Below are 16,258 nucleotides of genomic sequence, written 5' to 3' on the forward strand. Positions count from 1 at the left end.
CTTTGCAAGGTCAAATAGCTCGTGGCGGCAGAAGCTGCGCCGCCACCTGGCTGCCGCCCGGCGCTGACCGGTGTTCAGCAGCGTGCCGTCGATCGCAGGCGGCGAACGCACACTGACATGCCCTTTCCTTCGGATCGTGTCGCGATGGGCGCGGCCTTCGTCCAACCAACCGACGAGGTTCGTATGCTATCCATGCTGACCGACCTGGCTCGACACGCGGGCCAGCTCACTCTGACCGTGCTGTTCATGGGAATTCTGGCCGCCGTGCTGTACGGCGAAACCAATCTCGGCGTCCTGCTGGGCGTCGTGTCGAACGCGCCGCGCTGACGGCAATCGGACGCTGCTGCAAGACAGGACATCGCAGGTTTTGCACCAGCGCCCCCGGCCGGTGATCGAAAGCCACGATCCGCCGGCCTTCAACTGGGTCATCGAAGCGGGCGGTGCGGCGTACAATGTGCGCTGCACTGCCCGCTTCCATCGTATGGTCCGGTCGCAGTCTCGGCCGCCGTTCCGGTGCTGATTCCGGTGCTGATTCCGGTGCTGATTCCGGTGCTGATTCCGGTGCTGATTCCGGTGCTGATTCCGGTGCTGATTCCGGTGCTGATTTCGATGCTGATCTCGGTGCTGGGTTTGGTTCCGATCCCGGTCGCCTTCCGGCAGGTTTTCCCTTCCCACGTTCACGCCCATGTCCGCCGCTCCGTCCTCTGCTTCGCCCGTCTCGTCAGCCTCCCCCGCCGCCGCCACCGGCACGGATCGCGCGCCGATGCGCAAGTCGAAGCTGCTGACCGTGGCGCTGGCTTTTCTGCTCGGCAGCCTCGGCGCGCACCGCTTCTATCTCGGCGGCCTGCGCGACCGCTATGGCTGGCTGCACCTGCTTGCCACGCTGGCCGGCGCGCTGGGCATCGCCTCGATGGTGCTGCACGTCGGCGCGCCCGCGCTGAACTGGACCTTCGCGGTGGCGGGCGGCGCCTCGGTGATCAGTGCGTTCCTGGCGGCGATCGTCTACGGGCTGCGGCCGGACGAGCGCTGGGACGCGCGCTTCAATCCGGATGGCGAACCGACCCGCTCCGGCTGGCCGGTCGTGATCCTGGTGATCCTGTCGCTGCTGATCGGCACCGGCCTGTTGATGGCGGGGCTGGCCATCAGCTTCCAGACCTTCTTCGAGTCGCAGGTGGAAGCGGCACGCGAGCTGTCGCAATGATCTGCTGAAAGCAGCCCACGAAATCCGCTGTTGCAATCAGATGCCGAATTCAGCCGCTGAATTCAGCCGCCGAATTCAGCTGGGCGACAAGAACGGCGGGCTGCCACCGACACGGCGCGGACGCGCCACGGGTACGCTGCGGATACGTTCACCCCGCGAGTGCGCCCTTCGATTTCCTGATCCACGTCAACCCCATTCCGGCGTTCGTCAACCATACTGAACCGGTTGTTTCCAACGTCGCGCGCCGCGGCGCTTCGCCGGCAGTGCGCGACTGGTCGGTCGAATTCCAGGAGTGGACATGAACGTTCCCAGCTATGAAGTGGGCCGGGTGGCCGCCTTGACCGTCAGATTGATGCGCGCGTCCGGCCTGTCGCACGACGATGCCGTCGCCGCGCTGGATCTGGCCTGCAGGATGATGGACGACGAGATGGCCCCGCGATCGCCGGCGACAGGCCCCGTGCGGCCGGGCGGTGTGCGGCCCCCTGCCACGGCGAACGCTGTCCGGCCCAACCGGTAACCGGCTAGGCCGCCTCCAGCCAGCGGCGCACGGCGGGATGCACCGTCTCGCGCCAGCGTGCGCCGCTGAACAAACCATAGTGGTCGCAGCGCTCGATCGTCAGCCGTTCGCGGCATCGCGTCGGCAGGCCGCTGCACAGCCCCTGCGCCGCATGCGTCTGTCCCGGTCCCGAAATATCGTCGCGATCGCCCTCGACCGTCAGCAGCCGGGTGCGCCGCAGGCAGTCGGGACGCACCATCTCGCCGCCGACCCGCCACATCCCCTTGGGCAGCAGCATCTGCTGGAACACCACGCGCAACGTGTCGAAGAAGAATTCCGCGGTCATGTCGAGCACGGCACCGTATTGCGCGACCGCGCGCTCGATCTCGCGCGCGGTATCGGCATCGGCCGCCTGGCGCCGGCATAGCCAGTCGAACATCAGCGTCGCGTGGCGATCCGGCTGCGCCGCGACCAGCGCCGGATATTGCAGGAAGCCCGGATAGATGCGCCGCCCCGCGCCGGCATAACCGCTTGGTACCACGTCGATCGCGGTCGCCTCGAGCCACGGCAGCGACAACGTGGCCGCGACGCGATCGAGCGTGGTCGGGCCGAGCCGCGGATCGATCGGCCCGCCCATCAGCGTCAGCGTCGCCGGCTCGGCGCGATCGGCCTGCGCCACGCGCGAGACCGCGGCCAGCGCCGGCACCGTCGCCTGGCAGACCGCCAGCACATGCAGCCCGGCCGGATCGAGCAGCCGGATGAAACGCTCCACCAGCAGCACGTAATCGTCGAGGCCGAAGCTGCCGGCGTCGCGCGGTACGTCGCGCGCATCGGCCCAGTCGGTGACGTAGACGTCCGCATGCGGCAGCAGCGCGGCCACGGTATCGCGCATCAGCACCGCGCGATGCCCGGCCAGCGGCGCGCACAGCAGCACGCGCGGGCGCGGCTTGCGGCGGGTTCGTGGTGGACTCTGGAACGCCCGCAGCGTGCAGAACGGCGTCACCGACACGGTGCTTTCGCTGACCGGCATCCGCACGCCATCGGCCTCGATGTCATCGAACTCGAAGCGCGCCGTGCCGAACGGCCCCAGCCAGGCCTGGAACCAGCGGTAGTAGTGCTCGAAGCGGCGGCGGTGCGACGCCGCGGCCAGCGGGTATGGCCCGGCGGCGAGCGCCTGCTGGGTCAGTTCGCCCCACACCACGACCGGATCGAAGGCTGCGCGGCCGCCCTGCTGCATCAGATGGATCATGGCTTCCCCAAGGCGACGCCGAGGCGGTCAGGGGCGCGAGTGCGCCAACCGCGGCGGCGTGCGCGGCGGATCGAACCGCCATTATGGACAGCGCGCCGGACTTGTACAAACCCGCAAGTTCAGAACAGCGAACCTTGCGCGTCGTCCTCGGGTTTGCGGGCACCGCGCGCGCCGCGTCGCACGCCGGCCGGCGGCGCGGGCGGGACGAATTGCGACGTGTCCAGATCGAAGCGGTGGTAGCGAAAGCCCAGGCGATCGGCCGCCTTGTGGAAGCGCTGCCGCATCAGGTCGGCCCAGACGCCGGTACCGCGCATGCGCGTGGAGAAATCGGAATCGTAATCCTTGCCGCCGCGCATCTCGCGAACGCGATTCATCACGCGCTCGGCCCGGTCGGGGAAATGCGCCTCCAGCCATTGCTGGAACAGGGGCGCCACCTCCCACGGCAGCCGCAGCACGATGTAGTTGGCATAGACCGCCCCCGCCTCGCGCGCGGCCTCGAGCACCCGCTCCAGGTCCGGCTCGGTGATGAAGGGAATCACCGGCGCGACGCTGACCGCGACGGGAATACCCGCTTCCGACAGCGTACGGATCGTGCGCAGCCGCCGCGACGGCGTGGCGGCGCGCGGCTCCAGCGTGCGCGCGATGTCGGCATCGAGCGTGGTGATCGTGATCGCCGCCACCGCGAGGCGCCGGGCGGCCATCGGCGCCAGCAGATCGATGTCGCGCTCGATCAGCGACGACTTGGTGATCAGCGCCACCGGATGGTGGCATTCGTGCAGCACCTCCAGCACGCCGCGCGTGATGCGCTGGGTCCGTTCGATCGGCTGATAGGCGTCGGTGTTGACGCCAAGCGCGATCAGCTCGCATTGGTAGGACGGCCGCGAAAGCGCCTCCCGCAGCCGCTCGGCCGCATTGGCCTTGGCGAACAGTTGCGTCTCGAAATCCAGCCCCGGAGACAGGTCGAGATAGGCGTGCGTCGGCCGGGCGAAGCAATAGATGCAGCCGTGCTCGCAACCGCGGTAGGGGTTCAGCGAAACGCCAAACGGAATATCCGGCGAGGCATTGCGGCTGAGGATGGAGCGCGCCTGCTCCTGCGTGACGCGGGTGATCAGCTTCGGCGGCGCGGACTCCAAGGCGGCGCCTTCGCTGCCCGCTTCGCTGCCCTCTCCGCGCGCGGCATCGTCCTGCGCGGCGATCTCCGGCGGACCCCAGCCGTCGTCGAAGGGCTCGCGGCTATCGCGCTCGAAGCGCCCCTGCAGATTGCTGACCGCGCCGCGGCCCTTCAGCGGCCGCGGCGACGGCCGCAACGGCGCCGGCTCGCCGGGGATGTCATCCGCCGGCAGCTCCGCTTCGCGCCGGCCGAGGTGGCGCCCCTTGCGCTCAATGTCCCTCATCTCATGCAGGCTGGCTCTTCTCGTCGACGGGAATGGCCAGCGTCTCCTTGATCTCTTCCATCACGACATAACTCTTGGACTGCGCGGCGCCCGGCAGTTGCAGCAGGATGTCGCCGAGCAGCCGGCGATACTCGCCGATCTCGCGGATGCGCGCCTTGATCAGATAGTCGAAGTCTCCGGACACCAGATGGCATTCCATCACCTCCGGAATGCGCAGCACCTCGCGCCGGAACTGCTCGAACATGTTGCCGGCCTTGTTGTTCAGCGTGATCTCCACGAAGACCAGCAGCGCGCTGCCCAGCAGGGCCGGATTCAGGCGGGCGTAGTAGCCCATGATGACACCGTCGCGCTCCATCCGCTTGACCCGCTCGATGCACGGCGTGATGGTCAGGCCGACCGCCTCGGCGAGGTCCTTCATCGAGATGCGGCCATCGGCCTGCAGCAGCGCCAGGATGCGGCGATCGAGGCGGTCAAGGCCGCGTACCGGTTGGCGGGTCGTTCTCATGAATTTTTCCTTTTTCTTGGAAATTTTCGGTAATTATGACTGGATTGATTCCAATACCATAGCGGATATACCTTCATACAATCGACATCCTGGTTGGGGTCCCATCGCAATGCGTGTTCTCGTTCTTGGCAGTGGCGTGATCGGCGTCACCAGCGCCTGGTATCTGGCCAGGGCCGGCCATGAGGTCACCGTGATCGACCGCGAAGCGGCGCCGGCGCTCGGCACCAGCTTTGCCAATGCCGGGCAGATCTCGCCCGGCTATGCCTCGCCGTGGGCGGCGCCCGGCGTGCCGCTGAAGGCGATCAAATGGATGTTCCAGCAGCACGCGCCGCTGTCGATCCGGCCCGATGGCACGCTGTTCCAGCTGCAGTGGATGTGGCAGATGCTGATGAACTGCAGCGCCGACCGCTACGCCGTCAACAAGGAGCGCATGGTGCGGCTGGCCGAATACAGCCGCGACTGCATCCGCGCGCTGCGCGCCGAAACCGGCATCGCCTACGAGGGCCGCCAGCAGGGCACGCTGCAGGTCTTCCGCACCGACGAGCAGCTCGAAGGCGCGGCCAAGGACATCGCCGTGCTCGAGGAAGCCGGCGTGCCCTATCAATTGCTGTCGCGCGAGGATCTCGCCGCGAGCGAACCGGCGCTGGCCGCCGTCAGCCACAAGCTGACCGGGGGCCTGCGCCTGCCCAACGACGAAACCGGGGACTGCCAGCTGTTCACCCAGCGGCTGGCGGCCATGGCCCAGGGTCTGGGCGTGCAGTTCCTGTACAACCGTTCGATCGACAGCCTGATGACGCAGGGCACCGCCGTGACCGGTGCCATCGTCGGCGGCGAGCCGATCTTCGCCGACGCCGTGGTGGTGGCGCTGGGCAGCTGGTCGACCCCGTTCATCAAGGACTTCGTGCGGATTCCGGTCTATCCGCTGAAGGGGTTCTCGATCACCGTGCCGATGACCGACGCGGCGCGCAGCCCGGTATCGACGGTGCTGGACGAGACCTACAAGGTGGCGATCACGCGCTTCGACGACCGCATCCGCGTCGGCGGCATGGCGCAGATCGTCGGTTACGACCGTTCGCTCGATCCGGCCAAGCGGCGCACGCTGGAACATGTGGTGACGGACCTGTTCCCCGGTGCCGGCGACGTGGCCCGTGCCTCGTTCTGGACCGGCCTGCGTCCGATGACGCCGGACGGCACGCCGATCGTCGGCCCCACCCCGGTCAAGGGACTGTGGCTCAATACCGGCCACGGCACGCTGGGCTGGACCATGGCGTGCGGCTCCGGCAAGCTGCTGGCCGATCTGGTGTCCGGCGCCTCCCCGGCGATCCGCGCTGACGATCTGTCGGTGGCGCGCTATCTGCAGCAGCCCCATCGGCGTCCGGTGCCACGTCCCGCCACGGCATAAGGCTCCAGGCGTCAGCGTCCACGCGTAACGGGCGAGGCGCGCCGGGCGCAAGCCCGACGAAACGCCCCAACAAAAAAGACGGCCAGGCGGCCGTCTTTTTTGTTGCCTACGCCTGCACTGCCGTCAGAACTGCGCCTCGCTCAACGCCAGCGCCGCCGGCGCACCCGACACGATGGCATCGCGAATGCCTCCGGCCTGCGACAGCACGTGTTCGGCGAAGAAATGCGCGGTCGCGATCTTGGCCTCGTGGAAGGCCGGATCTTCGGCACGGCGGGCATCGGCGGCCAGCATCGCGCGTCCGAGCTGCCAGCCCGAGAACACGATGCCGCACAGCTTCAGATACGGCACGCTGCCGGCAAAGGCGGCGTTGGGATCGGTCTTGCCGTTGGTGACGATGAAGTCGATCGCCTGCTCTAGCGCGGCGCGACCCTTGGCCAGCTGCGCCTGCATCGCGGCGAACGGCGCGCCGCCGTGCGCGGCCAGCGCGGCCTCGGTCTCGGCAATGCGCGCGCAGATGCCGCGCGCCACGGCGCCGCCATCACGCACCGTCTTGCGGCCGACCAGGTCGTTGGCCTGGATCGCCGTGGTGCCCTCGTAGATCGGCAGGATGCGCGCGTCGCGATAGTGCTGCGCGGCGCCGGTCTCCTCGATGAAGCCCATGCCGCCGTGGACCTGCACGCCCAGGCTGGTCACATCGATCGACAGCTCGGTGCTCCAGCCCTTGATCACCGGCACCAGGAATTCGTAGAACGCCTGGTTCTCGCGGCGCACCGCTTCGTCGGGATGCTGGTGCGCGATATCGCAGGCCGCCGCGCCGACATAGGCCAGCGCGCGCGCGCCTTCGGTCAGCGCGCGCATCGTCATCAGCATGCGCTTGACGTCGGGATGATGAATGATGGTGACCGCCTGCCGCGCCGAGCCGTCGACGGGGCGGCTCTGCACGCGCTCGCGCGCATAGGCCACGGCCTGCTGATAGGCGCGCTCGGACACCGCGATGCCCTGCATGCCGACCGAGAAGCGGGCCGCATTCATCATGATGAACATGTACTCGAGGCCGCGGTTCTCCTCGCCGACCAGCGTGCCGATGGCGCCGCCATGGTCGCCGAACTGCAGCACCGCGGTCGGGCTGGCCTTGATGCCGAGCTTGTGCTCGATCGATACGCAATGCACGTCGTTGCGCGCGCCCAGCGAGCCGTCCTCGTTGACCAGGAACTTCGGCACGATGAACAGCGAGATGCCCTTGACCCCTTCCGGCGCGTTCGGCGTCCTTGCCAGCACGAGATGGACGATGTTTTCCGCCATGTCGTGCTCGCCGTAGGTGATGAAGATCTTGGTGCCGAACAGCTTGTAGGTGCCGTCGCCCTGCGGCTCCGCGCGCGTGCGCACCGCGGCCAGGTCGGAGCCGGCCTGCGGCTCGGTCAGGTTCATCGTGCCGGTCCACTGGCCCGAGATCAGCCTGGGCAGGTAGGCCTGCCGCTGCGCGTCGCTGCCGGCGGTCAGCAGCGCCTCGATGGCGCCGTCGGTCAACAGCGGGCACAGCGCGAACGACAGATTGGCCGAGTTCAGCATCTCGTTGCAGGCGGTGGCGATCAGCTTGGGCAAACCCTGGCCGCCGAATTCCTGCGGATGCAGCACGCCCTGCCAGCCGCCCTCGCCGAACTGGCGGAACGCATCCTTGAAGCCGGGCGTGGTGGTGACCGCGCCGTCCTTCCAGCTGCTCGGCTCGATATCGCCGGTGCGGTTCAGTGGCGCGATCACCTGCTCGGTGAACTTGGCCGCCTCCTCGAGCACCGCCTGCGCGGTGTCGGCCGTCGCTTCCTCGAAGCCCGGCAATTGGCTGATGGCATCCAGCCCGGCCAGTTCGTTGATCGCGAACAGCATGTCCTTGAGCGGGGCGCGGTAGGTCATCGAAGTCTCCGTTATCGCAATGGGTCGCGGCAGTTGGCTGAGGGCGACCGTTCGATGCAGCGTATAAAAAAGCCGCTCGCGGGCGGGCCCGGAACGGCTTGTCTTGGCTTTTCTTTTTCTTGTGTCGGCTGGCTCGATCCTGCCGCGGCACCGGGCGGCGCCGCGGCAGGGCTGGCGATCAGCCCAGGGCCGCCACCAGCTCCGGCACCACGGTGTTCAGGTCGCCCACCAGGCCGTAGTCGGCGACCGAGAAGATCGGCGCCTCGGCGTCCTTGTTGATCGCGACGATCACCTTGGAGTCCTTCATGCCGGCCAGATGCTGGATCGCGCCCGAGATACCGACGGCGATATACAGCTGCGGCGCGACGATCTTGCCGGTCTGGCCGACCTGGTAATCGTTCGGCACGAAGCCGGCGTCCACCGCGGCACGCGAGGCGCCCAGCGCGGCGCCCAGCTTGTCGGCCAGCGGGGTCAGCACCTTGGTGTAGTTCTCGCCCGAGCCGACGCCCCGGCCGCCCGACACGATGATCTTGGCGGCGGTCAGTTCCGGACGATCGCTCTTGGTCACTTCACGCGACACGAATTGCGAGATGCCGGCATCGGCCACGGCGGGCACGGTGTCGACCGAGGCCGAGCCGCCTTCCGCGGCGGCGGGATCGAACGCGGTGCCGCGCACGGTGATCACCTTGATCTTGTCCGACGACTTGACCGTGGCGATCGCGTTGCCGGCATAGATCGGGCGCTCGAAGGTGTCCGGGCCGTCGACCTTGGTGATGTCCGACAGCTGGGCCACGTCCAGCTTGGCGGCGACGCGCGGCAGCACGTTCTTGCCGTAGGCGGTGGCCGGAGCCAGGATGTGGCTGTAGTCGCTGGCGATCGCCAGCACCTGCTCGGCGACGTTCTCGGCCAGGCCTTCGCCGAAGTACGGCGCATCGGCCAGCAGCACCTTGGCGACGCCGGCGATCTTCGCGGCGGCTTCGGCGGCGGCCTGGGCGTTGGCGCCGGCAACCAGCACGTGGACGTCGCCGCCGCACTGGGCCGCGGCGGTCACGGTGTTCAGGGTCGCGCCCTTGATCGATTGATTGTCGTGTTCAGCAATGACGAGTGCAGTCATGTTCGTATCTCCTGGCGCGCTTAGATGACCTTGGCTTCGTTCTTGAGCTTCTGCACCAGCGTCGCGACGTCCGGCACCATCACACCCGCGCTGCGCTTGGGCGGCTCGACGACCTTCAGCGTCTGCAGACGCGGCGCCACGTCGACGCCCAGGTCTTCCGGCTTCACGGTTTCCAGCGGCTTCTTCTTGGCCTTCATGATGTTCGGCAGCGTGACGTAGCGCGGCTCGTTCAGGCGCAGGTCGGTGGTCACCACCGCCGGCAGCTTGACCGACAGCGTTTCCAGGCCGCCGTCGACTTCGCGCGTCACCGAGGCCTTGCCGTCGGCGATCACGACCTTCGAGGCGAAGGTCGCCTGCGGCAGGCCGGCCAGCGCGGCCACCATCTGGCCGGTCTGGTTGGAGTCGTCGTCGATGGCCTGCTTGCCCAGGATCACCAGCTGCGGCTGCTCCTTGTCGATCAGCGCCTTCAGCAGCTTGGCCACGGCCAGCGGCTGCAGGTCTTCGCTGCTCTCGACCAGGATGCCGCGGTCGGCGCCGATCGCCATCGCGGTGCGCAGCGTTTCCTGGCATTGCGCCACGCCGCAGGAGACCGCCACGACCTCGGTGGCCACGCCGGCTTCCTTCAAGCGGACCGCCTCTTCCACGGCGATCTCGTCGAACGGGTTCATGCTCATCTTCACGTTGGCCAGGTCGACGCCCGAGCCATCGGACTTCACACGGACCTTGACGTTGTAGTCAACCACGCGCTTGACTGCGACGAGTACTTTCATGCGCTCACTCCACTGATTGTCAGAAATTTGGTTCGCTCGCCATTATAACCACCGGGTCGGCGGCGCCCGGAATTTTCGAACGACCGTACTATTTTATAGGCAAAGAATTGCCGGGCATAGCCCGGCAGGCGATTTCGGTCGATGACTTCGCCGATCACTGAGCCGCTTGTTGACCGGTATTGTGCCGCAGAAAACCCTTCACGGCACAGACGTGACGGCCGGTTTCGAGGTTTTGTTCGATACCCGGCCGCACGTGCGGGGCCGGCTTACCAGGCCGTGATCACCGACTCCTTGAACGTCTTGGTGACGTAGTCCTTGATCTCCGGCGAGTGGTAGGCCTTGATCAGCTTGGCGACCCACGGCTTGTTCTTGTCGGCCTCGCGCACGGCGATCAGGTTGGCGTACGGACCCTTCGGACCTTCCATCGCGATCGCGTCCTTGGTCGGCGACAGGCCGGCCGATTCTGCGTAGTTGCCGTTGATCGCGGCGGCATCCAGGTCGTCCAGCGAGCGCGGCAGCTGCGCGGCGTCCAGTTCGACGATGCGGATCTTCTTCGGATTCGCGACGATGTCCAGCGGCGTGGCCTTCAGGCCGGCATCCGCACGCAGCTTGATCACGCCCTTGCTCTGCAGCAGCAGCAGGCCGCGGCCGCCGTTGGTCGGATCGTTGGGCACGCCGACGCGGGCGCCCTGCTTGAGCTGGTCCAGCGACTTGATCTTCTTCGAGTAGACGCCCATCGGGAACGTGACGGTGTAGCCGACGTTGGCGAACTTGTAGCCGCGGTCCTTCATCTGCGCCTCGAGATACGGCAGATGCTGATAGCTGTTGGCGTCGAGGTCGCCGGCGGCCAGCGCGGCGTTCGGCTGGATGTAGTCGCTGAACTCGACGACCTGGATATTGAGGCCATCCTTGGCGGCGACCTTCTTGACCTGTTCCATGATCTGGGCGTGCGGACCGCCGGTCACGCCGATCTTGATCGGCTTGTCCTGCGCCACCGCGGCGGTGGCGAGGCTGGCACCGAGCGCGGCGCCGATGATCCATTGCAGCAGGCTACGACGTTGCATGTCTGACTTCCTTTGCGATGCGTTCTGGGTTGAGTCTGGGATAAAGCAAAACGAAACGGGAAACGAAACGATACCGGCCGATGCCGATGCTGACGAGGCGCTCAGCGATGGCTGATCCGGCGGACCAGCCAGTCGCCGAAGCTCTGCACCGCCTGCACCAGCACGATCAGGATCAGCACCACCGCCACCATCACCTCGGTGATGTAGCGCTGGTAGCCATAGCGGATGCCGAGGTCGCCCAGGCCGCCGCCGCCGATCGCGCCGGCCATCGCCGAATAGCCGACCAGGCTGACGAAGGTGATGGTCAGGCCGGCAACGATGCCGGGCATGGCCTCGGGCAGCAGCACCTTCCAGACGATCTGGCCGGTGCTCGCGCCCATCGATTGCGCCGCCTCCACCAGGCCCTTGTCGACCTCGCGCAGCGCGCTCTCGACCAACCGCGCGATAAACGGAATCGCCGCGATCGTCAGCGGCACCACCGCCGCCGCGGTGCCGATCGACGAACCGGCCAGGAAGCGGGTGAACGGGATCACCACCACCAGCAGGATGATGAACGGGATCGAGCGCACCGCGTTGACGACCACGCCGATCAGCCGGTTGAACAAGGGGTGCGCCAGCGGGCCGCCCCGGTCGGTCAGATGCAGCACCACGCCGAGCGGTACGCCAAGCAGCGCGCCGATCACGCCCGAGATGCCGACCATCACCAGGGTCTCGCCCAGCGAGGTCACAAACAGGTCGAACAGCTCAGACCACATGCTCGTATTCCTCCACCACCACGCCCTGCTCCTGCAGGAATGCCATTGCCGCCCGGACGTTCTCGGTCTCGCCGGTGGCCATGATGGCCAGCGAGCCGAAGGCCTGTCCCTGGATCTCGTCGATATGCCCGTGCAGGATGTTGAAATCCAGCCCGTAGCGGCGGATCGCCTGCGCCAGCACCGGCTGGTCGACGCCCTCGCCGGTGAACGCCAGACGGTAGACATGGTCGCGCCCGTTGCCGAGCCGGCTCTCGACGCGCTTGAGCACGCTCGGCGGCAGCTCCTGCGCGATCACGTCGCCGATCATCGCGCGCGTGACCGCGTGCTGCGGCCGCAGGAAGACATCGATGACCTGGCCCTGCTCGACCACGCAGCCGGCATCGAGCACCGCGACGCGATCGCAGACCTGCTTGATGACCTCCATCTGGTGCGTGATCATCACGATGGTCAGCCCCAGGTCGCGATTGATCTGCTTGAGCAGGTCGAGGATGGACCGCGTGGTTTCCGGGTCGAGCGCCGAGGTGGCCTCGTCCGACAGCAGCACCTTGGGCTTGCTGGCAAGGGCCCGCGCAATGCCGACGCGCTGCTTCTGGCCGCCGCTGATCTGCGCCGGATAACGGTCCTTCAGCGCCGACAGGCCCACCAGGTCCAGCAGCGGCAGCACCGTCGCCGCGATCTCGTCGCGGCTCTTGCCGGCCAGTTCCAGCGGCAGCGCCACGTTGTCATAGACGGTTCGCGAGGACAGCAGGTTGAAATGCTGGAAAATCATGCCGATGTCGCGGCGCGCCAGCCGCAGCGCGGACGAGTCCAGCGCGGTTAGATCCTGCCCGGCGACGATCACGCGGCCGGCGGTCGGACGGTTCAGCAGGTTGATGGCGCGCACCAGCGTACTTTTGCCGGCGCCGCTGCGGCCGATGATGCCGAAGATTTCGCCGGCCGCGATGGACAGGCTGACATCCCGCAAAGCGTGCACATCCCCGGTCGCACCGGGGAATCGCTGCGAGAGACCTTGCAGTTCGATCATGAGACAGAGCGAAAAGAAAACGGCAACAGCCGGGACGGGGTCTCCAGCGCTGCTGCCGCATTTATCGTTTTTGGATGTAACGGGCTATTTTAAGCGATCCGCTTCTTACCAGAAACGACTTTTTGCCGATGTCTTTAGACGAAAAGGGAATAAGGCCCCGTTTCCGAGTGCCGAGATGTCAACTCTGGATCCTCTGGATCAACCCGAACGCCAGGACGGCGGCCGCTTGTCGATGAATGCCTGCACGCCCTCCAGCGCCGATTCGTCCATCATGTTGCACGCCATGGTCTGCCCGGCAAGCTGATAGGCGGCCTCGACGCCCATTTCGAGCTGGCGGTAGAACAGCCCCTTGCCGGCCGCGATGGCTGCCGCCGGCTTGGCGCAGATGCTGGCGGCCAGCTTCGCCACCTCCCCATCCAGTTCGGCGGCCGGCACCACGCGATTGACCAGGCCGCGCGCCTGCGCCTCGTGGGCGCCGATCATCTCGCCGGTCAGCAGCATCTCCAACGCGTGCTTGCGATGCAGATTGCGCGACAGCGCCACGCCGGGCGTCGAGCAGAACAGGCCCAGGTTGACGCCCGACACCGCAAAGCGCGCGTCGTCGGCGGCCACCGCCAGGTCGCACATCGCCACCAGCTGGCAGCCGGCCGCGGTGGCGATGCCGTGCACGCGCGCGATCACCGGCTGCGGCATGCGCTGGATCGCCAGCATCATGCGGGTGCAGCGGTCGAACAGGCGGCGGTAGTAATCGTGCGAAGGCTGGGCGCGCATCTCGCGCAGATCGTGCCCGGCGCAGAAGGCGCGCCCCGCGCCGGCCAGCACCACGACCCGCACGGCGGGATCGGCGGCGATGCGGGTCAGCGCCTCGGTCACCGCGTCGATCAGCGCCTCCGACAACGCGTTGAAGGCGTCGGGACGTTGCAGCGTCAGGCGCAGCACGCCCGGGGCATCTTCGCTTTGCGCCAGCAGCGCACTGGCGGCTTGGGCTTGTTCCGATTCGGCCATGATCGTCTCCTGGTCTGCTGTTGTCCTGCTGCGGTGGCGCTTGCTGGAATCCGACTTGTCGAAACCGGCTTGTCGAAACCGCCGTGTTCAAACCGGCTCGTTGAAAACCCGCCCATCGCTGGGCCGGCTCGCCCTAGCGCTCCAGCAGCACCTTCAGATGCGCCAGCACGCTGCGCCCCAGCGCGCTGAGGTTGTAGCCGCCTTCGAGGCAGCTGACGATGCGTCCCTGCGCGTGCAGCCGCGCCAGCGTCATCAGCTCGGCCGTGATCCACGCATAGTCCTGCTCGACCAGCCCCATCTGGCCGAGGTCGTCCTCGCGATGCGCGTCGAAGCCCGCCGAGATGAACAGCATCTGCGGGCGGAAGGCCTGCAGCCGCGGCATCCAGATGGTCTCGACCACCTCGCGCACCGCCATGCCGTTGGTATAGGCCGGCAGCGGAATATTGGCCATGTTGTTGGCCACGTGCTCGGTGCCGCTGTACGGGTAGAACGGATGCTGGAAGAAGCTGCACATCAGCACGCGCTCGTCGCCGCGAAATGCGGCCTCGGTGCCGTTGCCGTGATGGACATCGAAGTCGATGATCGCCACGCGTTCGAGCCCGTGCGCGTCGAGCGCATGGCGGGCGGCAATGGCGACGTTGTTGTAGAAGCAGAAGCCCATCGCGCGATCGGGCTCGGCGTGGTGGCCCGGCGGCCGCACGCAGCAGAAGGCGTTCTCCAGCTCGCCGGCGATCACCGCGTCGGTGGCCGCCACCGCGGCGCCCGCCGCATGCGTGGCCGCCGCCAGCGTATGCGCGTTCATTGCGGTATCGGGATCGATCGCATGGTAGCCGCTGGCGGGACTGGCTTCGTGCAGCCCGTCGACATAGCCGGGCAGATGCACGCGCTCGATCTGCTCGCGGCTGGCCGCGGGCGCCTCGCGGCGGTCCAGCAGGCCGTCGATGCCGTGCGAGATCAGATGGTCTTCGATGGCGGTCAGGCGTTCCGGGCACTCGGGATGGAACTGCCCCATCTCGTGCAGCAGGAATTCGGGATGCGTGTAGTAGCCGGTCGGCATGGGAATTCGGCGCGTTTATCGAGGCGTTGTTGGGCGCGTGGCGGGCACTTCGTCGAGTGCGCCGCTGTCTCCATCCCCGTACGTTAGCACAGCGGATGGCCCGCAACGCGATGGCCGCTCGCGGCGCCGGTCGTATCGTTCCGTGATGTTTTGCGCCGGATGCGTCCGCTATACTCGGTCCGACTTGCAAAGGACACCATGACCGAACACACGCGTACCCTGCGCCGCCCTCTGCTGGGCGCCGCGCTCTGCTCCGTGGCGCTTGGCCTGTGCGGCGCCACCCCTTCGCTGCTGGCGGCCGGCAAGCGCCGCGTCAGCTTCCAGGAAGAAGAAATCGATCCCGGCCGCTATCGCAACGGCAGCAACCCGCAGGCGGCCGCCTTCATCGACGAGATGGTCGCGAAACACGGCTTCTCGCGCGCGACCCTGAACGACTGGTTTGGACAGGCGGTCTATTCGGCCACGGTGGCGCGCCTGATCATGCCGCCGGCCACGCCGGGCCGCAAAAGCTGGCGCGCCTACCGCTCGCGCTTCATCGAGCCGATCCGCATCAACGCCGGCGTCCGCTTCTGGGAGCAGCACCGCGACACGCTGCGCCGCGCCGAGGCCGAGTTCGGCGTGCCGGCCTCGGTGATCGTCGGCATCATCGGCGTCGAGACGATCTACGGACGCGACATGGGCAGCTTCCGCGTGCTGGACTCGCTGTCGACGCTGGCCTTCGATTATCCCGATACGCCGAACCGCGCCAGCCGCTCGGCACTGTTCCGCGCGCAGCTGCAGGACTACCTGCTGTGGTGCCGCGAGACCCGTACCGATGTGTTCTCGGTGCTGGGCTCGTACGCCGGCGCGATCGGCATTCCGCAGTTCATGCCGACCAGCCTGCGCGAATACGCGACCGACTACGATCGCGATGGCCACATCGACCTGCGCAACAGCCCGGTGGACGCGATCGGCAGCGTCGGCCGCTTTCTGCAGCTGCACGGATGGGAGGCGGGCCGGCCGGTGGTGTGGCGGCTGGCGCAGGACGAAGGCAGCCGCGGCATCGCGGCGGCGGCGGCCGACGGCGAACCGTGGCCGACGCGCACACTCAATCAGCTGACGCGCGCCGGGCTGCGGCTGGACGAGCCGATCGACGCGGCGCGCGAAGGCGAGACCGGGGTGCTGGTGGTGGACCTGCCGACGCCCGATGCGCCGACCGAGTACATGCTCGGATTGCGCAATTTCTATGTGCTGACGCGCTACAACCGCAGCTTCTTCTACGCGCTGGCGGTCTATCAGCTGGGCGAGGCCGTCAAGGCCGCGATGATGTAAGGA

At 67.4% G+C, this 16,258-nt stretch carries 16 protein-coding genes; 5 read left to right on the forward strand and 11 right to left on the reverse strand.

Annotated elements, in window-relative coordinates:
• Positions 1-117 precede the first annotated feature (117 nt).
• The 3 genes from F1599_RS19135 (at position 118) to F1599_RS19145 (ending at position 1,718) form a co-directional block, all read left to right on the forward strand.
• Positions 118-327: a hypothetical protein gene (locus tag F1599_RS19135; protein WP_149317909.1), complete on the forward strand. Its 210-nt coding sequence runs from the start codon at positions 118-120 to the stop codon at positions 325-327.
• Positions 328-763: 436 nt separating this feature from the next.
• Complete coding sequence (locus F1599_RS19140) at positions 764-1,201, forward strand: TM2 domain-containing protein (protein WP_149317908.1); 438 nt, start codon at positions 764-766, stop codon at positions 1,199-1,201.
• A gap of 298 nt (positions 1,202-1,499) precedes the next feature.
• Positions 1,500-1,718, forward strand: coding sequence for a hypothetical protein (locus tag F1599_RS19145; protein ID WP_149317907.1), 219 nt, complete (start codon positions 1,500-1,502; stop codon positions 1,716-1,718).
• 4 nt (positions 1,719-1,722) lie between these two features.
• On the opposite strand, the gene phaZ is transcribed toward F1599_RS19145, so the two are convergent.
• The 3 genes from phaZ to F1599_RS19160 form a co-directional block, all read right to left on the reverse strand.
• On the reverse strand, positions 1,723-2,946 hold the full coding sequence (gene phaZ / locus F1599_RS19150; protein ID WP_150084141.1) for a polyhydroxyalkanoate depolymerase: 1,224 nt from the start codon (positions 2,944-2,946) through the stop codon (positions 1,723-1,725).
• Between the two features lie 119 nt (positions 2,947-3,065).
• The gene (locus F1599_RS19155) at positions 3,066-4,340 is read right to left on the reverse strand and encodes a PA0069 family radical SAM protein (protein WP_150084142.1); all 1,275 of its coding nucleotides are present in this window, start codon (positions 4,338-4,340) and stop codon (positions 3,066-3,068) included.
• 1 nt (position 4,341) lies between these two features.
• On the reverse strand, positions 4,342-4,845 hold the full coding sequence (locus F1599_RS19160) for an Lrp/AsnC ligand binding domain-containing protein (RefSeq protein ID WP_149317904.1): 504 nt from the start codon (positions 4,843-4,845) through the stop codon (positions 4,342-4,344).
• 109 nt (positions 4,846-4,954) lie between these two features.
• On the opposite strand from F1599_RS19160, the gene F1599_RS19165 reads away from it, so the two are divergent.
• Positions 4,955-6,247 (forward strand): D-amino acid dehydrogenase, encoded by a 1,293-nt coding sequence (locus F1599_RS19165; RefSeq protein ID WP_149317903.1) that lies wholly within the window; start codon positions 4,955-4,957, stop codon positions 6,245-6,247.
• Between the two features lie 123 nt (positions 6,248-6,370).
• Here F1599_RS19165 and F1599_RS19170 read toward each other — a convergent pair whose 3' ends face one another.
• The 8 genes from F1599_RS19170 to F1599_RS19205 form a co-directional block, all read right to left on the reverse strand.
• A complete protein-coding gene (locus F1599_RS19170) occupies positions 6,371-8,155 on the reverse strand; it encodes an acyl-CoA dehydrogenase (protein WP_150084143.1) in 1,785 nt (594 codons plus the stop codon).
• A 178-nt stretch (positions 8,156-8,333) separates the two neighbouring features.
• Complete coding sequence (locus F1599_RS19175) at positions 8,334-9,269, reverse strand: electron transfer flavoprotein subunit alpha/FixB family protein (RefSeq protein WP_006577021.1); 936 nt, start codon at positions 9,267-9,269, stop codon at positions 8,334-8,336.
• A gap of 20 nt (positions 9,270-9,289) precedes the next feature.
• On the reverse strand, positions 9,290-10,039 hold the full coding sequence (locus tag F1599_RS19180) for an electron transfer flavoprotein subunit beta/FixA family protein (RefSeq protein ID WP_053821326.1): 750 nt from the start codon (positions 10,037-10,039) through the stop codon (positions 9,290-9,292).
• A gap of 266 nt (positions 10,040-10,305) precedes the next feature.
• Positions 10,306-11,103 carry a MetQ/NlpA family ABC transporter substrate-binding protein gene (locus tag F1599_RS19185; RefSeq protein ID WP_149317901.1) on the reverse strand — a complete coding sequence of 266 codons (798 nt, stop codon included), beginning with the start codon at positions 11,101-11,103 and terminating at the stop codon, positions 10,306-10,308.
• A gap of 101 nt (positions 11,104-11,204) precedes the next feature.
• Positions 11,205-11,858: a methionine ABC transporter permease gene (locus F1599_RS19190; RefSeq protein WP_053821324.1), complete on the reverse strand. Its 654-nt coding sequence runs from the start codon at positions 11,856-11,858 to the stop codon at positions 11,205-11,207.
• On the reverse strand, positions 11,848-12,882 hold the full coding sequence (locus F1599_RS19195) for a methionine ABC transporter ATP-binding protein (protein ID WP_149317900.1): 1,035 nt from the start codon (positions 12,880-12,882) through the stop codon (positions 11,848-11,850). Before F1599_RS19195 ends, F1599_RS19190 begins: the two co-directional genes overlap by 11 nt.
• Before the next feature lie 198 nt (positions 12,883-13,080).
• Positions 13,081-13,887 (reverse strand): enoyl-CoA hydratase, encoded by an 807-nt coding sequence (locus tag F1599_RS19200; protein ID WP_150084144.1) that lies wholly within the window; start codon positions 13,885-13,887, stop codon positions 13,081-13,083.
• A 133-nt stretch (positions 13,888-14,020) separates the two neighbouring features.
• Positions 14,021-14,944: a histone deacetylase family protein gene (locus tag F1599_RS19205; RefSeq protein WP_149317898.1), complete on the reverse strand. Its 924-nt coding sequence runs from the start codon at positions 14,942-14,944 to the stop codon at positions 14,021-14,023.
• Between the two features lie 198 nt (positions 14,945-15,142).
• Between F1599_RS19205 and mltB the strand changes: the two genes are divergently transcribed.
• Positions 15,143-16,255 (forward strand): lytic murein transglycosylase B, encoded by a 1,113-nt coding sequence (gene mltB / locus F1599_RS19210; RefSeq protein WP_149317897.1) that lies wholly within the window; start codon positions 15,143-15,145, stop codon positions 16,253-16,255.
• The last annotated feature ends 3 nt before the right edge of the window (positions 16,256-16,258 follow it).

This window comes from Cupriavidus cauae, from assembly GCF_008632125.1.
Taxonomy (GTDB): domain Bacteria; phylum Pseudomonadota; class Gammaproteobacteria; order Burkholderiales; family Burkholderiaceae; genus Cupriavidus; species Cupriavidus cauae.